The sequence below is a fragment of the Halorubrum trueperi genome (assembly GCF_042662525.1).
In the GTDB taxonomy this organism is placed as follows: Archaea; Halobacteriota; Halobacteria; order Halobacteriales; family Haloferacaceae; genus Halorubrum; species Halorubrum trueperi.
Genome location: NZ_JBHSXI010000006.1, coordinates 14,402 through 33,780, shown reverse-complemented (window position 1 = coordinate 33,780; position 19,379 = coordinate 14,402). Strand labels below are relative to the sequence as shown.

General features: G+C 63.8%; 19 protein-coding genes. 5 read left to right on the top strand and 14 right to left on the bottom strand.

The annotated features are described in order from the left end of the window. Window positions 1-98 precede the first annotated feature (98 nt). From cgi121 to ACFQEY_RS06035, 3 genes are all read right to left on the bottom strand, one after another. Complete coding sequence (cgi121, locus tag ACFQEY_RS06045; RefSeq protein WP_379765841.1) at window positions 99-752, bottom strand: KEOPS complex subunit Cgi121; 654 nt, start codon at window positions 750-752, stop codon at window positions 99-101. Then, window positions 749-3,253, bottom strand: coding sequence for an ATP-dependent DNA helicase (locus ACFQEY_RS06040; protein ID WP_379765838.1), 2,505 nt, complete (start codon window positions 3,251-3,253; stop codon window positions 749-751). The genes cgi121 and ACFQEY_RS06040 overlap by 4 nt, the downstream gene beginning before the upstream one ends. A gap of 453 nt (window positions 3,254-3,706) precedes the next feature. Continuing rightward, the gene (locus ACFQEY_RS06035; RefSeq protein ID WP_379765835.1) at window positions 3,707-4,384 is read right to left on the bottom strand and encodes a class I SAM-dependent methyltransferase; all 678 of its coding nucleotides are present in this window, start codon (window positions 4,382-4,384) and stop codon (window positions 3,707-3,709) included. Between the two features lie 155 nt (window positions 4,385-4,539). On the opposite strand from ACFQEY_RS06035, the gene ACFQEY_RS06030 reads away from it, so the two are divergent. Further along, window positions 4,540-4,983, top strand: coding sequence for a DUF2391 domain-containing protein (locus ACFQEY_RS06030; RefSeq protein ID WP_379765832.1), 444 nt, complete (start codon window positions 4,540-4,542; stop codon window positions 4,981-4,983). Between the two features lie 52 nt (window positions 4,984-5,035). On the opposite strand, the gene ACFQEY_RS06025 is transcribed toward ACFQEY_RS06030, so the two are convergent. After that, window positions 5,036-5,551 carry a magnesium transporter gene (locus ACFQEY_RS06025; RefSeq protein WP_379766071.1) on the bottom strand — a complete coding sequence of 172 codons (516 nt, stop codon included), beginning with the start codon at window positions 5,549-5,551 and terminating at the stop codon, window positions 5,036-5,038. A gap of 140 nt (window positions 5,552-5,691) precedes the next feature. Then, window positions 5,692-6,264, bottom strand: coding sequence for a magnesium transporter (locus ACFQEY_RS06020; RefSeq protein WP_379765829.1), 573 nt, complete (start codon window positions 6,262-6,264; stop codon window positions 5,692-5,694). A gap of 193 nt (window positions 6,265-6,457) precedes the next feature. Between ACFQEY_RS06020 and ACFQEY_RS06015 the strand changes: the two genes are divergently transcribed. Beyond that, on the top strand, window positions 6,458-7,036 hold the full coding sequence (locus tag ACFQEY_RS06015; protein WP_379765826.1) for a DUF7090 family protein: 579 nt from the start codon (window positions 6,458-6,460) through the stop codon (window positions 7,034-7,036). A 16-nt stretch (window positions 7,037-7,052) separates the two neighbouring features. Here ACFQEY_RS06015 and ACFQEY_RS06010 read toward each other — a convergent pair whose 3' ends face one another. Both ACFQEY_RS06010 and ACFQEY_RS18775 read right to left on the bottom strand, forming a co-directional pair. Further along, the gene (locus ACFQEY_RS06010) at window positions 7,053-7,922 is read right to left on the bottom strand and encodes a DUF7089 family protein (protein ID WP_379765823.1); all 870 of its coding nucleotides are present in this window, start codon (window positions 7,920-7,922) and stop codon (window positions 7,053-7,055) included. Next, complete coding sequence (locus tag ACFQEY_RS18775) at window positions 7,922-8,011, bottom strand: hypothetical protein (RefSeq protein WP_459863860.1); 90 nt, start codon at window positions 8,009-8,011, stop codon at window positions 7,922-7,924. The genes ACFQEY_RS06010 and ACFQEY_RS18775 overlap by 1 nt, the downstream gene beginning before the upstream one ends. Window positions 8,012-8,186: 175 nt before the next feature. Between ACFQEY_RS18775 and ACFQEY_RS06005 the strand changes: the two genes are divergently transcribed. Continuing rightward, a complete protein-coding gene (locus tag ACFQEY_RS06005; RefSeq protein WP_379765820.1) occupies window positions 8,187-8,615 on the top strand; it encodes a hypothetical protein in 429 nt (142 codons plus the stop codon). A 136-nt stretch (window positions 8,616-8,751) separates the two neighbouring features. On the opposite strand, the gene ACFQEY_RS06000 is transcribed toward ACFQEY_RS06005, so the two are convergent. The 4 genes from ACFQEY_RS06000 to ACFQEY_RS05985 all read right to left on the bottom strand — a co-directional run bounded on the left by ACFQEY_RS06000 (window position 8,752) and on the right by ACFQEY_RS05985 (window position 12,164). Continuing rightward, window positions 8,752-9,933 carry an aspartate kinase gene (locus ACFQEY_RS06000; RefSeq protein WP_379765818.1) on the bottom strand — a complete coding sequence of 394 codons (1,182 nt, stop codon included), beginning with the start codon at window positions 9,931-9,933 and terminating at the stop codon, window positions 8,752-8,754. A gap of 367 nt (window positions 9,934-10,300) precedes the next feature. After that, window positions 10,301-11,077, bottom strand: coding sequence for an OapC/ArvC family zinc-ribbon domain-containing protein (locus tag ACFQEY_RS05995; protein WP_379765815.1), 777 nt, complete (start codon window positions 11,075-11,077; stop codon window positions 10,301-10,303). A gap of 11 nt (window positions 11,078-11,088) precedes the next feature. After that, a complete protein-coding gene (locus ACFQEY_RS05990) occupies window positions 11,089-11,523 on the bottom strand; it encodes a DUF2073 domain-containing protein (protein ID WP_379765812.1) in 435 nt (144 codons plus the stop codon). Further along, window positions 11,523-12,164 carry an Era-like GTP-binding protein gene (locus tag ACFQEY_RS05985; protein ID WP_379765809.1) on the bottom strand — a complete coding sequence of 214 codons (642 nt, stop codon included), beginning with the start codon at window positions 12,162-12,164 and terminating at the stop codon, window positions 11,523-11,525. Before ACFQEY_RS05985 ends, ACFQEY_RS05990 begins: the two co-directional genes overlap by 1 nt. A gap of 1,142 nt (window positions 12,165-13,306) precedes the next feature. Between ACFQEY_RS05985 and ACFQEY_RS05980 the strand changes: the two genes are divergently transcribed. Then, window positions 13,307-15,091: a Cdc6/Cdc18 family protein gene (locus tag ACFQEY_RS05980; protein ID WP_379765806.1), complete on the top strand. Its 1,785-nt coding sequence runs from the start codon at window positions 13,307-13,309 to the stop codon at window positions 15,089-15,091. 93 nt (window positions 15,092-15,184) lie between these two features. Here the strand turns inward: ACFQEY_RS05980 and ACFQEY_RS05975 are convergent, their stop codons facing one another. Next, on the bottom strand, window positions 15,185-16,333 hold the full coding sequence (locus ACFQEY_RS05975; protein WP_379765802.1) for a S24/S26 family peptidase: 1,149 nt from the start codon (window positions 16,331-16,333) through the stop codon (window positions 15,185-15,187). A 116-nt stretch (window positions 16,334-16,449) separates the two neighbouring features. On the opposite strand from ACFQEY_RS05975, the gene ACFQEY_RS05970 reads away from it, so the two are divergent. Then, window positions 16,450-18,105: a DNA-directed DNA polymerase II small subunit gene (locus tag ACFQEY_RS05970; protein ID WP_379765799.1), complete on the top strand. Its 1,656-nt coding sequence runs from the start codon at window positions 16,450-16,452 to the stop codon at window positions 18,103-18,105. Between the two features lie 85 nt (window positions 18,106-18,190). Here the strand turns inward: ACFQEY_RS05970 and ACFQEY_RS05965 are convergent, their stop codons facing one another. Then, window positions 18,191-18,823, bottom strand: coding sequence for an IMPACT family protein (locus ACFQEY_RS05965; protein ID WP_379765796.1), 633 nt, complete (start codon window positions 18,821-18,823; stop codon window positions 18,191-18,193). Further along, a complete protein-coding gene (locus ACFQEY_RS05960) occupies window positions 18,820-19,377 on the bottom strand; it encodes a hypothetical protein (RefSeq protein WP_379765793.1) in 558 nt (185 codons plus the stop codon). Before ACFQEY_RS05960 ends, ACFQEY_RS05965 begins: the two co-directional genes overlap by 4 nt. Between the last annotated feature and the right edge of the window lie 2 nt (window positions 19,378-19,379).

Below are 19,379 nucleotides of genomic sequence, written 5' to 3'. Positions count from 1 at the left end.
GCACCGCTGCCCACTGCCATCGACCTCGATTGATATCCTTTCACGTGGAGCGACATCTCCACCACGTACAGCGTTTTCCAATCGAAGTAAAGGGGTCCCTACTTTTCGACATCGAGCAGCGCGACACGCTCTCGGACGATGTCCGCGAGGTCGCCGTCGACGGCCGAGAGTTCGCGAGCGGAGATGTCGTAGAACTCCCGTACGCGCTCCGCGTCGAACGTGGCCGACGGATTCGATCTGCGCTCCGGCGGCTCCTCGGTCGACGCCGTCGTCGACACCGACCGTTCGGGCGGAGCGGTATCTACCAACCCCTCGGCCGATGCGAGCGCGGCGTCGAGGTCGGCCGGCGGTCGATCGGCCCCTGTCACCTCGCCGAAATCCGCGATGAGGACGGCGATCCGTCGTTCTCCCTCCGCGACGCCGAGCGCGAAGGCTCGGTCGATCTGGCGGCGGCCGGCCGCGTACAGCAGGATTTCGACGCCGGGATCGCGGGCGACGGCCTCGTTTCGAGCGATCGAGCGGGCGGCCAGCCGGGTCGCCTCGCGGAGGTGGGCGTCGGAGACGATGAGGTCGGCGTCGAACGCCTGCACGACCGCGCCCGTCTCCGACGCGATCTCGTCGAGCGACGAGAGGAACGCGTCGAGGTCGTCTACGGCGGCGGTTCCGCGAACGATCCGAGAGGGCGGGACCGGGTTCTGGGCCGAGGCCGAGGTCGAGGCCTGGGTCGGGGTCGATGACGACTCGTCGCTCATCGGAAGTCACCCAGGCTCGCCTGTCCCTCGCCGTCTTCGTCGCTCGCGGAGCCGGCGGTCGCCGCCGCCGAAGCCGACTTATCGGGCCGCACGTCGTCCATCGAGGGGTCCTCGCGGCCGGCGTTTTCGAGGATGCGCTCGGCGGTGCGCTCGCGGCCGCGGAGCGCGCCGAGGACGGTCCCCTTGTCGGCCTCCCGGAGGTCGGCTCGCGTCTTGACCCCGGCTTCGAACAGCCGACGAGCCCGCTTCCGGCCGACGTTCCGGACGCCGGCCAGATCGAGTAACTCCTCTCGGACGCCGTACTCGATCCGCTTTCGGGCCTCGCGAACGGCGACGACGGTGTCGCCGTCGACGCCCTCGACGTCCCGCGCGAGCGTCTCGGCCGCGCGCAGGAGCCACTCGGCGGTGTCGACCTTCCCGCGGATGTCGCCGGGGCCGACGCCGTACCGCTCGGCCATCCGGTCCTCGTCGACCTCGGTCGCCCAGTCCTCCAAGAGACGAGCCGTCTTCAGCGACGCGAGCCAGTCCTCGAAGCGGACGTCCTCGTACTCGGATGGGATGTCGCCGAGGAATTCCTTCTCCCGCTCGTAGCAGAGTTCGGTGTAGGTCTCGCGATCGCCCGACTTCAGGTAGAGTTCGTACATGTCGGGGGTGCGGCTGACGAGGTGATAGATCCCGAGCGGGGTGACTTCGGAGGATGCGGCGGCGGTTTCGTCGCCGTCCTCGGCGTCCGCGTTCGCCTCACCGTCTATGGCCTCCCCGCTCGCATCCCCGTTTTCGGCATCGGCCCGCACGTACGTCCCGAACCCGGGCTCGTCGTCGTCCGTGTTCTCGGCCGTCATGATGAACTCGCCGGTGTCGGCGCTGGTGCCGGTACCGGCGTCGACGACATCGCTCGGGGCGTCACCGGTCGCGACCGTTCGAAGTCCGTCGATCATCTCGGCCGCGCTCATCGGATCGAGGTAGAGCCGCGAGACGGTGTGGCCGATGCCGGTCGCGGCGAGGCTCTCCGCCCCGGCGTCGCGTTCGCGCTCGACGAAGTCGTTGGCGGCGAGGTAGTCCAAGACGGTATCGGTGACCGCAGCGAGTCGGCCCTCGTCGTCCGTCTGGGTCGCGTAGAGGGTGTTATCGAGGAAGGAGAGCAGCCCGTCGCGCGTGGAGGCGAATCCGGAGGCGACGGTGGCGAGCACGTGCGTCCGGAGCGCGGGCTCGGCCGCGAGCTTCGAGCGCACCGGCTCGGCGTCGGCCCAGAGGTAGCGCTCGAACAGCTCCTCTTTCGTGTCGGCGTCGTTCGCGAGCAACACCGCCTCGCCGTACGGGTCGAGCCCGGGACGACCGGCTCGGCCGCACATCTGGTGGATTTCCAGCACGTCGAGCGGCTTCATCCCGCCGAACTCACCGTCGTAGCGCCGCCAGTCGCGGACGATCACCCGACGGGCGGGGGTGTTGACGCCGGCGGCGAGCGTCGGGGTCGCGGAGACGCACTTGATGAGCCGGGCGCGGAACGCGTCCTCGACGAGCGAGCGGTGCTCGCTCGCGAGTCCCGCGTGGTGAAACGCGGATCCCTGTTCGACGGCGTCGGCCAGATCCTCGGAGGTGTCGGTATCGGAGACGCCGCGGATCTCCTCGGCCAGCTCGCGGAGGTCGTCCCGCTCCGGGCCGGTCAGTCTAGGGGCTGTGACGTCCGTCAGCTTGCGCGCCGATGACTCGGCGTTGCGACGGGAGTTGACGAAGACGAGCGAGGAGCCGCCCTGTCCGTCCTCCTCGGTGTCGAGCGCGTCGGCGACGAGTCGGGCGGTCTGGTCCTCGCCGCGGTCGACCGGCACCTCGCGTTTGCTCCCGTCGTCGAAGTCGATGGCGTTACCGAAGTGGACGCCGGTGCGGAGATCGATCGGTCGCCAGTCGGACTCGACGAGTTCGGCGTTGAGCCAGTCGGCGATGACGCCGGCGTTGCCGACCGTGGCCGAGAGCGCGACGGTCTGAAGGCCGGAGTTGACCTTCCGGAGCTTCGCCAGGGTCACTTCGAGAGTCGGTCCGCGGTGCGAGTCGTCGACGAGGTGGACCTCGTCGCTCACGACGCAGGTGAGGTCGTCGATCCACGGCGCGCCGTTGCGGATCAGCGAATCGACCTTCTCCGAGGTGGCGACGATGATGTCGCGGGTCGCCAGCCACTCACCGTCGGACTCGTAGTTCCCCGTGGAGACGCCGATCGTGATCCCGTGGTCCTCCCAGCGTTCGAACTCCGTCTTCTTCTCGCTGGCGAGCGCGCGCAGCGGGACGATGTATAAGGCCGTTCCGCCGCGCTCGATGGCCGAGAGCATGGCGAGCTCGGCGATTAGCGTCTTTCCGGAGGCCGTGGGGACAGCCGCGACGAGGCTGTCGCCGTCGACGACGCCGGCCTCCACGGCGGCCTGCTGGGGCGGGTACAGTTCGGCGACGCCCTCCGCTTCGAGCGCCTCGCCGACGCCCGCGGGAAGCCCGGAGAGCGAACTCGGTTGCATTGACCGTGTTTGGGCCCCGTTGCGGTTTAAATCGTCGGAAGGAAATGGTCTGCTGAAGAGCGGCCGGTACAGGCGACACCGCTGCGGACGGTGATAATTTATAAATGATCGTGGTGCTGCGGTGGCGTGCGCCGGTGAGCGGCCGCGAGGCCGCGAGCCGCCCGCACGAGGGACGCCGCGAGCGCTCGGAGAGCGCGAGCGGCGAGGCTGGGGAGGCGTGAGACTGCGGTGCGGTTGCGGTTGGGTGGGACTCAAAGGGACAGTCGCGAGGACGAAGACGCGCGACGTAAGGACCGCCGGAGCGAGCGGCGAGGACCGCAGCGAGCGCATCGAGTCCTCGCGGCTGGGGCTTTGGAGATGTTCACTGCACCGTCAACAACGTATAACCGAGCGGCTGGGGCGTTGGAGGAGGAGATATCGTCAGCAGCAATTACTTATAAATAAACGGACGATTCAGGGTGCGACGCCGACGGTCAGAAGCGTCCCCCACGTCCGGTACCGGTCGACCATCGCCTCTCGGGTCTCGTAGCCCTCGGTCGGGAACGCGGTGGCGTCCGGGATCTCGATTACCCGATCCGGGACGGCGTCCTGTTCGGCGACGTACAGCCCGGCCTCGCGGAACGCCTCGCGGTACTGCGCGCGCGACCAGAGCGTCATCTCGATGGAGATGTTCTCCTGCCACGCGTGCGTGGACTCGCTCTCTTCGAAGAAGTTCACCGCGCAGTAGAACGTCCCACCCGATTTCAGCACCCGCCGGACTTCTTGGAGGGTGGTGTGCGGGTCGGCCGCGTAATAGAACGCTTCCATCGAGAAAATGTGATCGAGCGAGTCGTCGGCGAGGGGGAGATCGTCGAAGTCGCCGACGAGGAACCCGATCGCGTCGTCGTCGGTGTAACTCCGCGCGTTCCGCGTCATCTCGGGCGCGCCGTCGAGGCCGTACCCGCGGCCGATCCCGCGCTCGCGAAGCGCGCGGAGCGCGTAGCCGGAACCGGTGCCGAGATCGAGGACGGCGTCGCCGTCTTCGACCGGCATCCGCGCGAGGACGTGTTTGGCGGTGTGCCAGTGTCTGTCCTCCATGCCGCGGTCCTTCCCCGACGTCGCCCAGTCGTCGAACTCCTCGCGAACGCTCATACCGGGGGGACGGGGGGACGGGACAAAATCCGTTCGAAGGCGCATCGGGAGCCGTACGGGTCGCGGGAATTGCCGATGAAAGGGGACGAGAGAGCGGCGGCGAAAGGCGACGCGTGAGCGTCGGTGTTTTACCGGTTGGCGTCCCTTCGAGAGATATGAAGCGGCCGACGAAGCTCCGCCGACCGAAGTTCCGCGTCGCCGACTCCGCCCAGCAGGCGGTCGGCGGATTCCTCCTCGCGGGACCGTTCGTCGTCACCGAGGAGGTGTGGGTGCTGGCCGCCGGAATGAACTGGATACAGGGGGCCTTGACCGCCGGGGTCGTCGCGCTGATCGGCTACGCGGCGCTCTACCGGGCCGACACCGGACGCGACCCCGACGACGAGCGGGACATCGCCGGTATTCCGGTCCGATTCGTTTCGCTGATGATCGTCGCGTTCGGCTCCGTGCTCGTGCTCGCGGTGCTGTTCGACGCCCCCGACACCTTCCTCATCCAGGAGGGCGTCGTGGGGGCCGAGCTGTGGGCGACGACGTTCAAAGCCGTCTCGGTCGGTGCCGTGTTCAGCGTGGTCGGTGCCGCGACCGCCGACAGCGTGTTCTGAGACCACGGCTGGATTGGTGGGGTCACAGCGAGGTGTGACCCCGGTCGCGACCTCACACCACCACGGAAACGACGGCGAAGAGGATCAGCACGCCGGCGATGTCACAGACGTTGGTGACGACGGGGATCGTCGTGTCGTCGGGGTTGAGTCCGACGCGGTAGGAGGCCTCCACGGCAGCGACGCTCGTGATCACGACGAGGACGGCGAGGAGCATTCCGGAAACCAGCGAAATCAGGAGTACCCGACCGAGTTCGAGCGTGCCGCCGAGGGCGACGCCGATGGCCCACGCGGCGACGCCGACGACGCCGAAGACGGTTCCCGCGAGGGCGAACACGGCGCTCGCGTTGGCACGGAGATCGGGGTTCGTGGGGCTCAGTTCGTACGTTCCGAGGTGCAGCTGCGTGGTGAGCCGCGAGCAGGTGATCGACGCGAGGTTCCCGGCCGTCCCGATCTGCACCGGCACCAACACGAGGAGCGCGGGATTCCGGACGAGCGTCTCTTCGTACGTTTCGAGCACGGTTCCCGAGACGAGCTGCAGCACCGAAAGGGCCGCCAAGAGCGGGACCATGGTTCGGACGATCCGACGGATCGACCACTCGTCCGTGAACGCCGGCTCGGGCGAGTCGGGTACCGGAGGTTCGCTCGCGGAGTCGGTTTCGGGACTCGGTCCGGACGAGTCGGACACAGATGAATCGCTCGGGGGGACGGTCACAGCACGACCCCCACGACGTAGACGCCAACGAGGAGGAACAGCACCCCGAACACGTCCCCGAGCGTCGTGACGACGGGCCCGATCACGTTGTCCGGATCGAGCCCGCGCCGGTACCCGACGAAGATGACGGATATCAGCACCGAGATCATGAGTACAGCCGAGAGAAATCCGGCGACGAGCATGATTCCGACCAGTTCGAGGAGGCTCCCGCCGTCTCCGAACAGCGCCAGCGAGGCGTACGTGATCGCGGCGATGAACACGGAGACGGTCATGCCGTTGATGAACGACGCGACGATCGCGTTCGTCAGCCGCCTGTCGAGCCGGAATTGGGGCTCGATGAGCCCCTGATGAAGCCCGGTGGAGAGGCGGGCACCGAGCGAGCCGTAGACACCGCCGCGAGTGGCGAGGAACGCGGGTAACAACAGGAGGAGGCCGGGGACGTCCGAGATGAACGAGCGCATCGTCTCGGAGCCGAGAATCGTCCCCGCGAACAGCCCGGCAACGAGGCTGACGAGGATCACCGGCAGCGCCTGTCGGTAGACGTCGCGGGCGGTGGCGTGACCGGGCATCGAGTGTACCGACGCGGGCGACGCTGAAAAAACCGTCCGGGTGCCGCCCGGCGAATTCCGTCTCGCGACGGTACGGGAGAGGCCGGCTTCGCCTCCTCGCGGGAGGAGGCCGACCGCGCGGCATCGCGGAGGGAGATCGACCGCGCCTCATCGCGGCCCGCATCGTTAAGTCGGTCGGGCGATTTCCGATCCCATGGACTACTCGCTCGCCATCGAGAACGGGCCGGAAACGATCCCCGGAGGGACGGGGCTCCTGCTCGTCCACCCGAGCATCGGCGAGACGGATCGGCTCGACACCGACTTTCTGAAGACGGACACCGACGCGTTCCTCGTCGTCTCGACGCGGACGACCGCGCGCGAAGTCGAACAGAAACTGGAGTACTACGACGTCGACGAAACGAAAGCGACCATCCTCGACACACTCTCCGTCGAACGAGGCTACTCCCGACGATCCTCCGAGGAAGTGTACTACGTCTCCGCGCCCGACGACCTAGATGGAGTCGTCGATCGCGTTGAGCGGTTCCTGACCGAAAACGAGGGAAAGCGGCGCGTCTCCGTCGACTCGCTCACCGAGATGGCGTACTACGCCGACGACGACGCGGTGTTCGACGCCGCGGCCGACATTCTCGATCTCCTCGACGAGCACGACGCGGTCGGGATATTCCACCTCTCCGAGGAGGTCCACGAGGTCGCGACCCTCGACCGATTCCGAGAGCTGTTCGAGGGCGTCATCGAACTCGACGGCAGCGGGAACGTGACCGTGACGGTTTGAGAACGGAACGAAGTCGCTACCGCTCTTCTCCGGTCATCGACGCGAACGTCTTCTCCGCCCACGCCACCGCGTAGGGAGCGCCGCGGTCGCGATAGGCCGCGGTGTCGAGCGCGGCGAACGGAGCCGGGAGATCGAGTCCGTGACGAACGGCCGAGCAGGCGTATTCGGTCGCGCTCGCGAAGTCCGTCTCCCCGCGAGCGACCTCGCCGGGGAGGCCCCCGAGTCGTCCGTCGAGTCGGTCGCCGGCGGTAACCCACGCGTCGAACAACCGAGGGCTGGTCCCTTCCCACGACGCGAAGACCTCGCGGGTGTACAGCCCGACCCACGCGTCGAACAGCGCGGTCGCGATCTGGAAGACGTCGCTGGGCCCCAGTCCGGTCGCGGAGGCGTCCGCGTCGGGGGCCGGGCGTCGGATCGCGGCGTCGAGGTCACGGTAGCGTTCGCCGAAAAACGGAAGGAAGCTCTCCGGGAGACGAAACTCTGGCGTGTCCTCCGGAAGCGAGCCGCGAGCGGGTTCGGTTCCGACCTGGACCAGGCGGTCGGCGATCAGCAACGCGAGGAAATCGTCGGGAGTTCCCTCGGCCCGCTTCTTGACGAGCACCGTCTGCGGGTCCGTCTGCGTCGTTCGGACGACGGTTCCGCCGCCGGGGAGCCCGACCGTGAAGGGGGGACCGGCGTACCTTCGGAGGAGTGCAGGAGCGTCGTCCGGGAGCCACTCGACCGGAAACGACGCGGGCGCGAGCCCGTCGACGAAGAGTCCGAGATCCTCTGCGACCGCGGGCGGTAGCGTTTCGAAATTTGCGTCGACGTCGAGGACGGCGGAGTCAGGGGCGTGTCGGTCCCGAACCGCCTCGAGATCGTCGTCGAGCGGACGGGACGAGAACATCACCCGAAGACGTACGAGAGGATGATGAAAACAGACAAGACGGCCGAGACGCTGATCGTTCCGAGCACGATCGTGGTGGGTTTGCTCATACGATTCGTCCGTCCGCCCGTCGTTTAAATCCATCTCAATTCGGGTGGCGGACGTCTCCGAACGACGGAAGCCGGAATTGATGGCACGGAGCGGTCGACAAATCGGACCGATCTCGGTCGAGACTGCCGATCCCGTGCGCGCCGGATTTATACTGGTCCGCTGGATAGCCGTGGTATGCGAATCCGTGACGCACTCGAATCCGACGCCGACGCGCTGGCCGCGGTGATCGATCGGCCGCGAGGTGTCGTGGTCGATATGATCCACGACCGGTCGGTTCGCGTCGCCGTCTCGGACGTCGATCGGGGTGTGGACACCGACGCCGACGAACCGAGCGTGGCGGGATTTCTCGCGTTCGACGTACGCGGAAGGACGGTTCACGTGACCGATTTCGGCGGTGACGAGCCGGCAGTTCAGCGGCTGTTCGAGGAGCCGCGGCGCTTCGCGAGCGGCGAGTCGATGGCCGTCGAAGCCGTCGTCCCGAACGACGAAGATATCGGGGAGATCGTCGAAAGCGTGGGGTTCAATTCCGTCGGGGCCGGTCCGCGATTCGCCGATCGCGAAACAACGCGATACCGTATCGAATCCGAGAAATTGACGGACTGATTCGAGGTGAACCAGTCGAGGTAACTCAAACCAGTAGGATCGAGTTAGTCGAACGAGCCGAACCGTGTCAGTCGAACGAGCCGAACCGTGTCAGTCGAACGAGCCGAACCGTGTCAGTCGAACGAGCCGAACCGTGTCAGTCGAAGCGGTCCTGGACGATTTCGAGCGCTTCTTCTCGATCGTTCCAGTCGACGAACACCGCGACGGACGTCGCGCTCGTGATGAGGTCGATGATGTTGATACCGTCCTTCGCGAGCGGTGCGATGATATCCTGGATGACACCGGGCTGGTTCGGAAGCTCGCCGCCGGTCACTCGAATGACGGCGATAGGGTCGGCGACGCTCACCGACGAGAGCGCTTCGTCCGTGACGACCGCCTCGTGGAGGAGCGCCTCGGCCGTCTCGGCTTTGTCGACGTCGACGTAGAACGTGACGGAATCCATCCCTGAGGCGACCGCGTCGATGTTGATCTCCTCCTCGCGGATCGCGTTCGCGAGCTGCGAGAGGATTCCCGAGCGGTTTCGGATCGCTCGACCGGCGACGGTGAGACACGCGAGGGGTTCCTCGCGCATGTCGATCAGGCTCTCGAACTGCCCCTCTATTCGGGTACCACCCCTGAGAAGGTCCCCGTGCTGGTAATGTACGACTCGGACGGCGAGGTCCTCGTCCTTGTACGAGAGCGCCGACGGGGCGACGACTTCCGCGCCGCGGAACGAGAGGTTCCGCAGTTCGTCGACGGTGATCTGCCCGACGTTTCGAGCTCCTTCGACGACGCGCGGGTCACCGGTCATCACACCTTCCACGTCGGTGACGATCACGACCTCGTCGGCGTCCATGTAGTTGCCGAGCATGACCGCCGTCGTGTCGGAACCGCCGCGGCCGAGCGTCGTGACGTTGCCGTCGTGATCCTCGGCGAGGAACCCGGTTATGATCGGGACGACGCCGTCCATGCGTTCCGCGATCGCGTGTGCGCGCTTCTTCGTCTCCTCCACGTCGACCTCCCCGAGTTCGTTCGTGATGACGGGCCAATCGGGGTGACCAGGTTCGAGGAACACAGCGTCGACGCCGCGAACCGAAAGCGCGGCCTTCAGCATCCTGACACTGGTTCGCTCGCCCATCGAAACGATCTCTGCGCGGTCGGCGTCGTCCGTCTGGAACGTTATATCGTCGAGGAGGTCATCGGTCGTCGACCCCATCGCGCTGGCGACGACAGCGATCTCGTGGCCGGTCTCTACGGCGTTCGCGACGGAATCCGCCGCGCGTTCGATCCGGTCCCCGCTACCGAGACTCGTTCCGCCGAACTTGGCGACTACGCGCATACGGTTACCCCGCTATCAGTCCGTTCGCTATTACTCCGTCCGCCACCAAGTTCTCCACTTCCTTCGGCGGACTCGTATACGGATGCGCGCAGCAGGGACCGGATGCTCGGCAGCGTCCGTGCGGGTCGTCGAATCGGGCGGGAGCCCGATCGAGAATCCGAGGCCGCAACGTGATCGGTAGACATGCGCACCCGTAACAGAGGAAGCCGCATAACTGTGTCTTCTTCGACAATGGTTTACGAAATGACTATTTCGTTCAGTACCACCGGTGTGATGAGTAGTAGAGTGATCATTTATTTAGTAAATGATCCAAAAGGATGGAGATGGGATAGAAAATTCGAACGATACGATCGAGGTGTTACTCAACCTACTCGTCCGAGATCCCCCACGCGTCGGGCATCTCGATCACGTATCGACCGTCTTCTTGCAGGGAGATGATGTATTCCTGGCGGTCGTACAGTTCCATCAAATTCAGCTCGTACTTCCCGGGACTCACGATCCGTATGCTCTCGAACTGTTCGTTGAGTTCTTCTCGAAGTTCACCGATGTCCGGACGGGCGTCATCCGGTCGGTCGGAATCTGGTGCGTCAGGTCGTGTCTGGGTATCGACATCCCGACTCGCTCGGTCCAGTTCGTCGGGGGAGACGACGTCGGTACGGGCGCTCGCCTGAGCGACATCCTCTTCGCTGCGTTCACGTACGTGCTCGGTGTCGTCTTCGGTTGGGGATTCGGAGGTCCGTGGATCAGCGGGTGGATCCTCGGGAGAGGACGATTCAGCAGACTTGGGCTCGCCGGTTTGATTCGGTGGTGAGTCCGATGGGCTGGATTCGTCGGACGTCGTCGGCTGACCCGGTTCATGATCCGATGGACCGGCAGACGATCGACCGGTAGATGCTCGATCGTGCGTCGATGGTTCGGGAGATGATTGATCGGACGACGACGATCCGGACGGTGGTTGATCTGACGACGACGATCCGGAAGGCGATTGATCTGATGCCGGCGAGCCGGAAGGCGGATGCTCAGGTGTCGATGTCCCTTCCGGTTTGAACTGGAACTTGTTTCCACCGCAGTCCGGACAGCCGGAGAGCATCTCCTTGGAGCCGTCCGGGAACGTCCGGCCGCAGCTAGTACACTGGTGAGGCATTTTTGGAGTGGCTATTTTCGGGAGACGAGGGTGCTGATGAGGTTCTCGTCTTTATGTAGCGTCTCGATCCGGTTGGCCGGACCGATGACGGTGAGCTTCTGGGCCGACTTTCGTCCCATCAGCTTATCGAGGAAGCTCTGATCGCTCGTCTCCGCCTTGGGGTACGTCTCGATCTCGATGCCCGTAAAGTCGTCCGGGCTGATCTCGGTCATAGTCACCTCGATAAGTTTCGACTCCTCGTCGGGAGAGAGCCCCTCTTCGAGGATTACGATGTTTCCGTCGCGGACCCCGTCGAGAATGAGACGGATCTTCTCCATGCCGGTGAGCCCCTCCATCCGAGCCCCGCTGATCATGTCGATTCGGACGCCGTCGGACGAGTCCCCGTCCGGAGGGGAGTCGTCGGACGGGAGATCGCCGCCGTCGACGTTAGGGGTTGGTCCGGGCATCAGCCGAAGTACTCCGCTATCTTGGTGTACACTTCGTCCATGTTCTCACCTTCGAGCGCCGACAGCGGGATCGTTTCGTGCTGGGGAAAGGCGTTCGCGATCTGCTGGACGTCCGAGTCCTGGAGGTCCGTCTTATTCGCGAGGATGAGTGCGGGTAGATCCTGCGATTCGATGATCCCGATGAGCATGGTGTTCACCTGCGTGAAGGGATCCGTCGTGGAATCGAGCACGTAGATGACGCCGTCGACGTCCTCACGCAGCCAGTGCATCGCCTCCGCGACGCCCTCCGTCGCTTCGCGAGAGCGACGGACAGCGTCGTCTTTCTCCATGTCGTGATCGAGGAATTCCTTGTAATCGACTTTCGTGGTCACGCCCGGTGTGTCGACGATGTCGATGGTGACCTTTCGGCCGTTCCGTTCGATCTCCACGTTCTCTTTGCGACGGGCCCGTCTAGTTTCGTGTGGAATGTGGCTCTCCGGCCCGACGGCGTCACCCGTCCAGTCGCGTGCGATCCGATTAGCGAGGGTCGTCTTTCCGGCGTTCGGCGGCCCGTAGATCCCGATTCGCTTGGGTTCATCCGCCGCGAACAGTCCGTCGGTGACCCGTGATATGCTGTCTTTAAGATTCGTGAGCAGTCCCATCCTGACCTCCAATCGTATTCTCTCCCAAACACCCTGGCCGTGTGGTAACGTTCGATGCGGAGTAGCCACCGTGTGTTCGGGGAATTGTCGTAGAGTCCACACCCCGCTCACTTAAGAACTGCGTCAGACATACGCGCATCGGTGAGATCCGTTCAGACGGGGCGAAAACGGATGTGAGATCCGGCGAGAACGATTTTCAGACGGGGAGTGTAGGTTTATGGAAATTTCAAGGCTAAACCCCGCCGTTCTGGGCAGGGAAGATGTCAATACTCGACGAAGTGTCAGAAGATCCGATCGGTTGACCATCTCGGCTCGATCGAGCCAGTTTGGAATGTTCGTTCTTCTCTGGCAGGTCGATTCATGCCACGAATCGTATTCTGAATCAAACTCGTTCTTCGTCCCCCACCCCTTTGTTTCGACTGGAGACGGTAACGGTGCGGGGATGGTGCGGGGATGGTGACAGCTATAGTTTGAATGAGTATATGTAGATCTATAAATGAACCACAAACCCCTGCAAAATAATAGAGAGAGTATTATCAAGGGTACTGTTAGATTCCATTGTATATAAAACCCGTGTGAATACAATGCGGGTTCCGGTTTTTCCCCATCCATCAGAACTCTGTTCCACCCGAAACGAAGGGGTTGGGGGGTTGGAGGGTTGGAGGGTTAGGGGAGGGCTGAGGGAGGGGGACAACGAGATAATCTCGATTAACTAACAATAAATCGTGGTGAAGAACGGATGAGACGAGTTGTCGAGACTGGCGTATTGGCGTATACGTGAACGCATGTGAATGTATATACTGGAGAATGGAGTGATACCCGTCCGTAATGGCTGAAGTATTGTGATAACTCAGTAATAGAATTAAATAGCATTAGTTCTAGAAGTAGTGCCAATCGAACACGAGTCCCGTAGCAAACAGCGAGGGGGCTACTCACGCATCTACGCGGAAGCAGTACGTGAACCGTCCCGCTTCGTTTCGGGTCTGGAGAGCAACACTTTTGTACCACCTCTTCATCTGGTTCGACTGCATCAACTGGACGTATCCTCCGACCCAAACTGGCGAATGTCGACGTTTCAGGGCAGGATACAATACATCCTCGTTCCCGTGCGAGGGTTCTCCACCTGAAATAAGGGGGTTCACATGGACGAAGGCGAGCACACATCGCAGACGGACGAATCGGAAGACAGCGACGGGAGTGACAGTAACCCGTCCGTAGCCGACGGTAATACCAGTGAACCGGCATCGGCCGAGACTCCGTCTGAATCGGACGATTCACTCGATGAGGGGTCAACCGAGGACTCCACTTCTGACGGCCTCACCGACACTGATACCCTTGCGGACGCCGACGTCTCCGACTCTTCCCATTCTGGTACCGTCGAACCGGCTTCCGACCGCATCGACTCGAATGTCGATGTCGGAAGCGGAGGACGAGACCGCTCGTCTCCCGATGTTGACTTCGACGGTGTCGTCCTCGACGATGACGGAGACAATCAGGGGCTGTTCGACGATCTGCTCTCAGGCGAGCCGATATTCGAAAACAAAGAGGTCCTCCGTCCCTCCTACACGCCTCACGAACTTCCACATCGAAACGACCAGATCAACCGGATGGCGACGATACTCGTCTCCGCGCTTCGCGGGGAGACGCCGTCCAACATACTCATCTACGGAAAAACGGGAACTGGAAAGACGGCCTCCGCGAAATTCGTTTCCCAAGAACTCGAATCGACGTCACAGAAGTACGACGTCCCGTGTGAGGTCGAGTACATCAACTGCGAGGTGACCGACACGCAGTACAGGGTCCTTGCCCAACTCGCCAACACGTTCATCGAGAAGAACCAACAGGTCATCGCGGAACAGCTCGACCAACTCCGAAACCTTCGCTCTGCGGCCGACGATGATCTGGAAACGTCCGCTGATGACCGTACGGTCGATGATGACGGTCCGATCGAAGGTCGCGACGCGCTCGCCGACACCGAGTTCGAAACACTCGACGACCTCGATGAGCGCATCGAAGAGCTCGAAGCCGACGCCGAGGAAATGGAGGAAGTTCCGATGACCGGGTGGCCGACGGACCGGGTTTATACCACGTTCTTCGAGGCGGTCGATTACCACGAACGCGTGGTCGTGATAATGCTCGACGAGATCGACAAGCTCGTCGAGAAAAGCGGCGACGACACGCTCTATAACCTCTCGCGAATGAACTCCGAGCTCAACCGATCTCGTATCTCCATCATGGGGATCTCGAACGACCTGAAATTCACCGACTTCCTCGATCCTCGGGTCAAATCGAGCCTCGGAGAGGAGGAGATCGTCTTCCCTCCGTACGATGCAAACCAGCTTCGCGACATCCTCCAGCACCGTGCGGACATCGCGTTCAAACAGGACGCCCTCACGGACGACGTGATCCCCCTTTGTGCGGCGTTTGCCGCGCAGGAGCACGGCGACGCCCGTCGCGCGCTCGATCTCCTTCGCACCGCGGGCGAGCTCGCCGAACGGTCGCAGGCGGAGATCGTCGCCGAAAAGCACGTCCGACAGGCGCAGGACAAAATCGAACTCGACCGCGTCGTCGAGGTGGTCCGGACCCTCCCGACTCAGAGCAAAATCGTCCTCTTCGCGGTTATCTTACTCGAAAAGAACGGGGTTCACAACATCAACACTGGCGAGGTGTTCAACATCTACAAACGTCTATGCGAGGAGATCGACGCCGACGTGCTCACTCAGCGACGGGTCACCGACCTCATCAGCGAACTCGACATGCTGGGAATCGTCAACGCCGTCGTCGTCTCGAAGGGCCGCTACGGCCGCACGAAGGAGATGGGTCTATCGGTCCCCGTCGAGGAAACGGAGGCGGTCCTCCTCTCCGATTCTCGTCTCGGCGACATCGAAAACGCCCAACCGTTCGTCCAGGCGAGATTCGACAACTGACAGCGACGGTCTCCGTTTCGACCATGATTTCGACTCCGGTACTCGCTCGTCATCGTAGTAACAAAAACCCGAAGATTCCCACTATTCGCGCATCTACGGAACACCACCGATCTCAGTTCCACCCGAAACGACACCGTTTCCGAACGGCCCGTAGGTCACCGTTCCGAGGGCCGCATCGATCACGTCGCCCGGTTCCGCCTGCCCCGTCGCGATCAGCCGGACGTATCCGAGGTACGGCACGCGTACTCGCGCCACGCCCGTCACCCACTCGGGTTTGACCGGCTCGGACAGCCCCCTTGCTTGGTCGTACGCGCCGTTGTTGTCGCCGAGCGTGATGTACCCGTCGTGCGGAGCGGGACAGTTCCGCAGTTCGTCACAACTTGCGGCGTCGTGATACTCGCCGTCCGCACGGTCGTACCAGTTCTCTCCCGCTTCGACGTGAAACATTGCCCGGTGGATGATCGGGGATGCCGTTCGACCGGGCGGCCGGTAGATCACGACCGATCCGTATGACCCGAACGTTCGGTAATCGACGGACTCTCCGATCTCGTGAGTCACTACTCCGACGTCGTTGTCGGCGGCGTCGGGCGCAAGCCGCCCCGGTTCCGTGACGAAAACGAGATCGCCGACTTCCATGTTCGGCTCCATGCTCCCGGACTCGACGGCGACCATCGGCGGCCACACGCCGCTGACGCCGAACAGAATCAGCCCGATCACGAGCACGATGGCGACGCTGGAGAGCATCTCGCGGATCCACATCAACGCCCCTTCCCTGTCGTGGCGGAAGCGGTACAGGAGACTCCGATCGCCACCGGATTCACCCCTTCCGTTCGGTGTTTCGTCCACCTCGACGCATTCTTCGACGGCCCCTCCGCTCACGGATTCCGGCGGACCGGTCTTGTGATCCGGACCGAGATCCACGGACACTTCTGCGGCCGATCCGGCGGTCGTTTCGTCCCCGCTGTCGTTCGTATCCAACTCATTCGGTTCGTCGAATTCTGCCTCGCGATGTGATTTCTCGCGGCCGTTGAGGGGGTCCGGGTCAGTCTCAAAGTCGTTCGAGTCAGTCTCGAAGTCGTTCGAGTCGGTCTCGAAGTCGTTCGAGCCGGCCGATTTCGTTTGAGGATCATCGTTCTCGCCGGTCCGTTCGTCGTCCTCGGTCGCTTCCGGGTCGTCGCTGGCCGTCGGATCGGTTTCTTCGGAGAGTTCGTCGTCCGGTCTCGGCCGATCCCCTTCGTCCATTACCTTCGGATTGACGGGTTTCAGTCATAAGCTTCCGGGTCCTGGATTTGACTGTTCCCGCGGCGATCGCTCCGGGCTCCGGAACCGTTTTGAGTCACACCGCCGTTTCGACTGTCGTGCCACTGGAGTCGAACGCCCGAATCGTCAAGGAACTCGCGAGACGGGGATATAACGCCGAACGCGAGGCGGTCACCCTGCTGGCGACCGCGTCCGACTCCGCTGCCGCCCTCGATTCTGCGGTCGACGGAGCGCCCGACGATGCCCTCCGAATCACCGCCGAACACGTTCGCGCGGTCACCGACGCCGAACCGTTCGAAGATAGCGACTCGAGTGACGGTTCGTCACCTTCTCAGCACGGCGGAGACGATCCCGTCTCCTCGAAATCGGACGATCGATCTCCAGTCGAAACGAAGGGGTCGTACCCGGATTCACCGAACCCCGCTACCGTCGAGTCAACGGCCGATTCCGGTACTGATTTCCGCACCACTCACGCCGACGCCAACACCGCTCACGCCAACACCACTCACGCCGACGCCGACGCTATCGATCACGTCCGCGATCCGGATCGGCGCGAGCTGACGGTCGGCAACGACATGACCGGTCGAAGCACCGGAACCGGTGAGTACGACGACTTCGTCCGGACGTTCCGCGATCGCTACGAGCGACTTTCGAAACTACTCCGCGGACGCGTTAACCACCGTCCCGCAGATGCGATCGCCGACATGCCCGGTGGGAGCGACGCCGAGATGATCGGGCTCGTAAACGACGTCAGATCGACGAAGTCCGGTCACTGGCTCGTCGAACTGGAGGACACGACCGGCACGTTCCCCGCTCTCGTCATGAAGGACAAGGGGCTCGCGGACGTCGTCGACGAGATCCTGATGGACGAGTGCGTCGCCGTCGAGGGAACGCTCGCGGACGACTCGGGGATCCTCTTTGCCGACTCGTTACACTTCCCCGATATCCCGAGAACCCATAGAACCGGCGGGGCCGACCGCCACGTCCAGGCCGCGCTCATCTCCGACGTTCACGTCGGCAGCGACGAGTTCATGCAAGACGCGTGGAGCCGGTTCACGGACTGGCTCCACACGCCCGAAGCGGAGCCGGTCGAGTACATCTTGCTCGCCGGTGACATGGTCGAGGGCGTCGGCGTCTACCCGGACCAGGACGAGGAGTTGGAGATCGTCGACATCTACGACCAGTACGAGGCGTTCGCGGAGCACCTCAAGGAGGTCCCCGGAGACACCGAGATCGTGATGATCCCGGGCAACCACGACGCGGTCCGACTCGCGGAGCCCCAGCCGGGATTCAACGACGAGATCCGCTCCATCATGGACGTCCACGACGCGCAGATTGTCTCGAACCCGGCCACCGTCAGCGTCGAGGGCGTCGAGGTGCTGATGTACCACGGCGTCTCGCTCGACGAGGTGATCGCGGAGCTCCCCGAGGAGAAGGCGAACTACGACGAGCCGCACAAAGCGATGTACCAGCTACTGAAAAAACGTCACGTCGCGCCGCAGTTCGGGGGTCACACCCGCGTCGCCCCCGAGGATCGCGACTACCTCGTCATCGAGAACGTCCCGGACGTGTTCCACACCGGCCACGTCCACAAGCTCGGCTGGGGGAAGTACCACAACGTCCTCGCGGTCAACTCCGGCTGTTGGCAGGCGCAGACCGATTTCCAGAAATCCGTCAATATCGACCCGGACGCCGGGTACGCGCCCATCCTTGATCTCGACACGCTCGACATGACCGTCCGGAAGTTCGCGTAGGGCGAGGTGGGCGCACCGGCGCAGGAAACCCGAACCCGATCGTCGCCCGACCAGCCGCCGAGCGTCGACCATCGGTCGAGGTTGACTACCGGTCGATATCGACTCGACCGCTCGTCGCGCTGTTGAGCCGCTCGACAAGGTCGGTTACCTCGCTCACCGGTACGCGAAGCTCGAATCGAACGCGCTCGTCGTAATCGGCGTCGAACTCGACGCCGGACGACTCGATCACCCCGCGAACGGTCCCGGAGTCGTCGTACCCGGTTCCGACGATCAGCCGTCGGTGCGGGCGTTCCTCGATCACGCCCGCCTCGTCGACGCCGTCTTTCACCGCTCGCGAGTACGCGCGTGCGAGACCACCGACGCCCAGATTCGGCCCGCCGTGGTACCGTGTCACCACCGCGACGACGTTTCGGATCTCCCGCTGCTGGAGGACGTTGAGCGCCGGCTTCCCGGCCGAACCGGACGGTTCGCCGTCGTCGGACGCGTACTCGCGAAGCATGACCTCACCGTCAGGCGTTCGTTCGGAGGCGTCTCCCGCCGGGACTCGGTACGCCGGAACGTTGTGAGTCGCGTCGTCGTACTCGGTCTCGACGCGTCCAATGAATGCCTCGGCCGCCGAAACGGTGTCGACCGGGGCGACGTGACCGAGAAACTGCGAGCCCTGAACCTCGAACGTCGCCGTCGCGGACTCTCCGACCGTCAGGTACGTGTCGCTCACGAGCTTTCACCCTCGTTGTCGGCGGTGGTTCGCTCGTCGACCGCGACGTCGTCTCTATTCGTTTCGCCGTCGCCACTCGCTTCGCCGTCGCCATTCGTCTCGCTGTTATTCTGTCGTTCGACGACCGCGCTCGTCGGCGGCGCGAATCGGTACAGCGCGAGGAACGCCACAATGCCGACAACTTCCGCTCCCACCGCGACGATCGCCAGCGGATCGCCGGCGAGCGCCGACTGTGCACTCCCCCCGTGCCAGCCGAGGAAGCCGACGAGAAACGCGAGGAGCGTCCCGGCTCCGAGTGCGTACAGACGGCGGTACTCGTCCGCACGCAGCGTCGCGACCGCGACCGCGACGGTCACCGCCGCTCCGAGCAGGAACGCGTACGGACGCGGATCCGGCGGATCGCCGAGCCGCGGCCAGGCCCACAGGAGGTGGACCGCCGCGGTCAACGCGGCCGCCTGCACCGCGACGGACCGGAGGAGGCGCTTCCGCGGCGCGTCCCGCCCCGCGTACTCCCCTGAATCGAGCGGTTCGGTCACCGATCCCCTCTCGCACATCG

What these genes read in the sequence shown, in the direction of transcription:
- cgi121 (WP_379765841.1), bottom strand. Translation starts at nt 752, where the DNA reads ATGAGCGACGAGTCGTCATCGACCCCGACCCAGGCCTCGACCTCGGCC.
- ACFQEY_RS06040 (WP_379765838.1), bottom strand. Translation starts at nt 3,253, where the DNA reads ATGCAACCGAGTTCGCTCTCCGGGCTTCCCGCGGGCGTCGGCGAGGCG.
- ACFQEY_RS06035 (WP_379765835.1), bottom strand. Translation starts at nt 4,384, where the DNA reads ATGAGCGTTCGCGAGGAGTTCGACGACTGGGCGACGTCGGGGAAGGAC.
- ACFQEY_RS06030 (WP_379765832.1), top strand. Translation starts at nt 4,540, where the DNA reads ATGAAGCGGCCGACGAAGCTCCGCCGACCGAAGTTCCGCGTCGCCGAC.
- ACFQEY_RS06025 (WP_379766071.1), bottom strand. Translation starts at nt 5,551, where the DNA reads ATGGTCCCGCTCTTGGCGGCCCTTTCGGTGCTGCAGCTCGTCTCGGGA.
- ACFQEY_RS06020 (WP_379765829.1), bottom strand. Translation starts at nt 6,264, where the DNA reads ATGCCCGGTCACGCCACCGCCCGCGACGTCTACCGACAGGCGCTGCCG.
- ACFQEY_RS06015 (WP_379765826.1), top strand. Translation starts at nt 6,458, where the DNA reads ATGGACTACTCGCTCGCCATCGAGAACGGGCCGGAAACGATCCCCGGA.
- ACFQEY_RS06010 (WP_379765823.1), bottom strand. Translation starts at nt 7,922, where the DNA reads ATGTTCTCGTCCCGTCCGCTCGACGACGATCTCGAGGCGGTTCGGGAC.
- ACFQEY_RS18775 (WP_459863860.1), bottom strand. Translation starts at nt 8,011, where the DNA reads ATGAGCAAACCCACCACGATCGTGCTCGGAACGATCAGCGTCTCGGCC.
- ACFQEY_RS06005 (WP_379765820.1), top strand. Translation starts at nt 8,187, where the DNA reads ATGCGAATCCGTGACGCACTCGAATCCGACGCCGACGCGCTGGCCGCG.
- ACFQEY_RS06000 (WP_379765818.1), bottom strand. Translation starts at nt 9,933, where the DNA reads ATGCGCGTAGTCGCCAAGTTCGGCGGAACGAGTCTCGGTAGCGGGGAC.
- ACFQEY_RS05995 (WP_379765815.1), bottom strand. Translation starts at nt 11,077, where the DNA reads ATGCCTCACCAGTGTACTAGCTGCGGCCGGACGTTCCCGGACGGCTCC.
- ACFQEY_RS05990 (WP_379765812.1), bottom strand. Translation starts at nt 11,523, where the DNA reads ATGCCCGGACCAACCCCTAACGTCGACGGCGGCGATCTCCCGTCCGAC.
- ACFQEY_RS05985 (WP_379765809.1), bottom strand. Translation starts at nt 12,164, where the DNA reads ATGGGACTGCTCACGAATCTTAAAGACAGCATATCACGGGTCACCGAC.
- ACFQEY_RS05980 (WP_379765806.1), top strand. Translation starts at nt 13,307, where the DNA reads ATGGACGAAGGCGAGCACACATCGCAGACGGACGAATCGGAAGACAGC.
- ACFQEY_RS05975 (WP_379765802.1), bottom strand. Translation starts at nt 16,333, where the DNA reads ATGGACGAAGGGGATCGGCCGAGACCGGACGACGAACTCTCCGAAGAA.
- ACFQEY_RS05960 (WP_379765793.1), bottom strand. Translation starts at nt 19,377, where the DNA reads ATGTGCGAGAGGGGATCGGTGACCGAACCGCTCGATTCAGGGGAGTAC.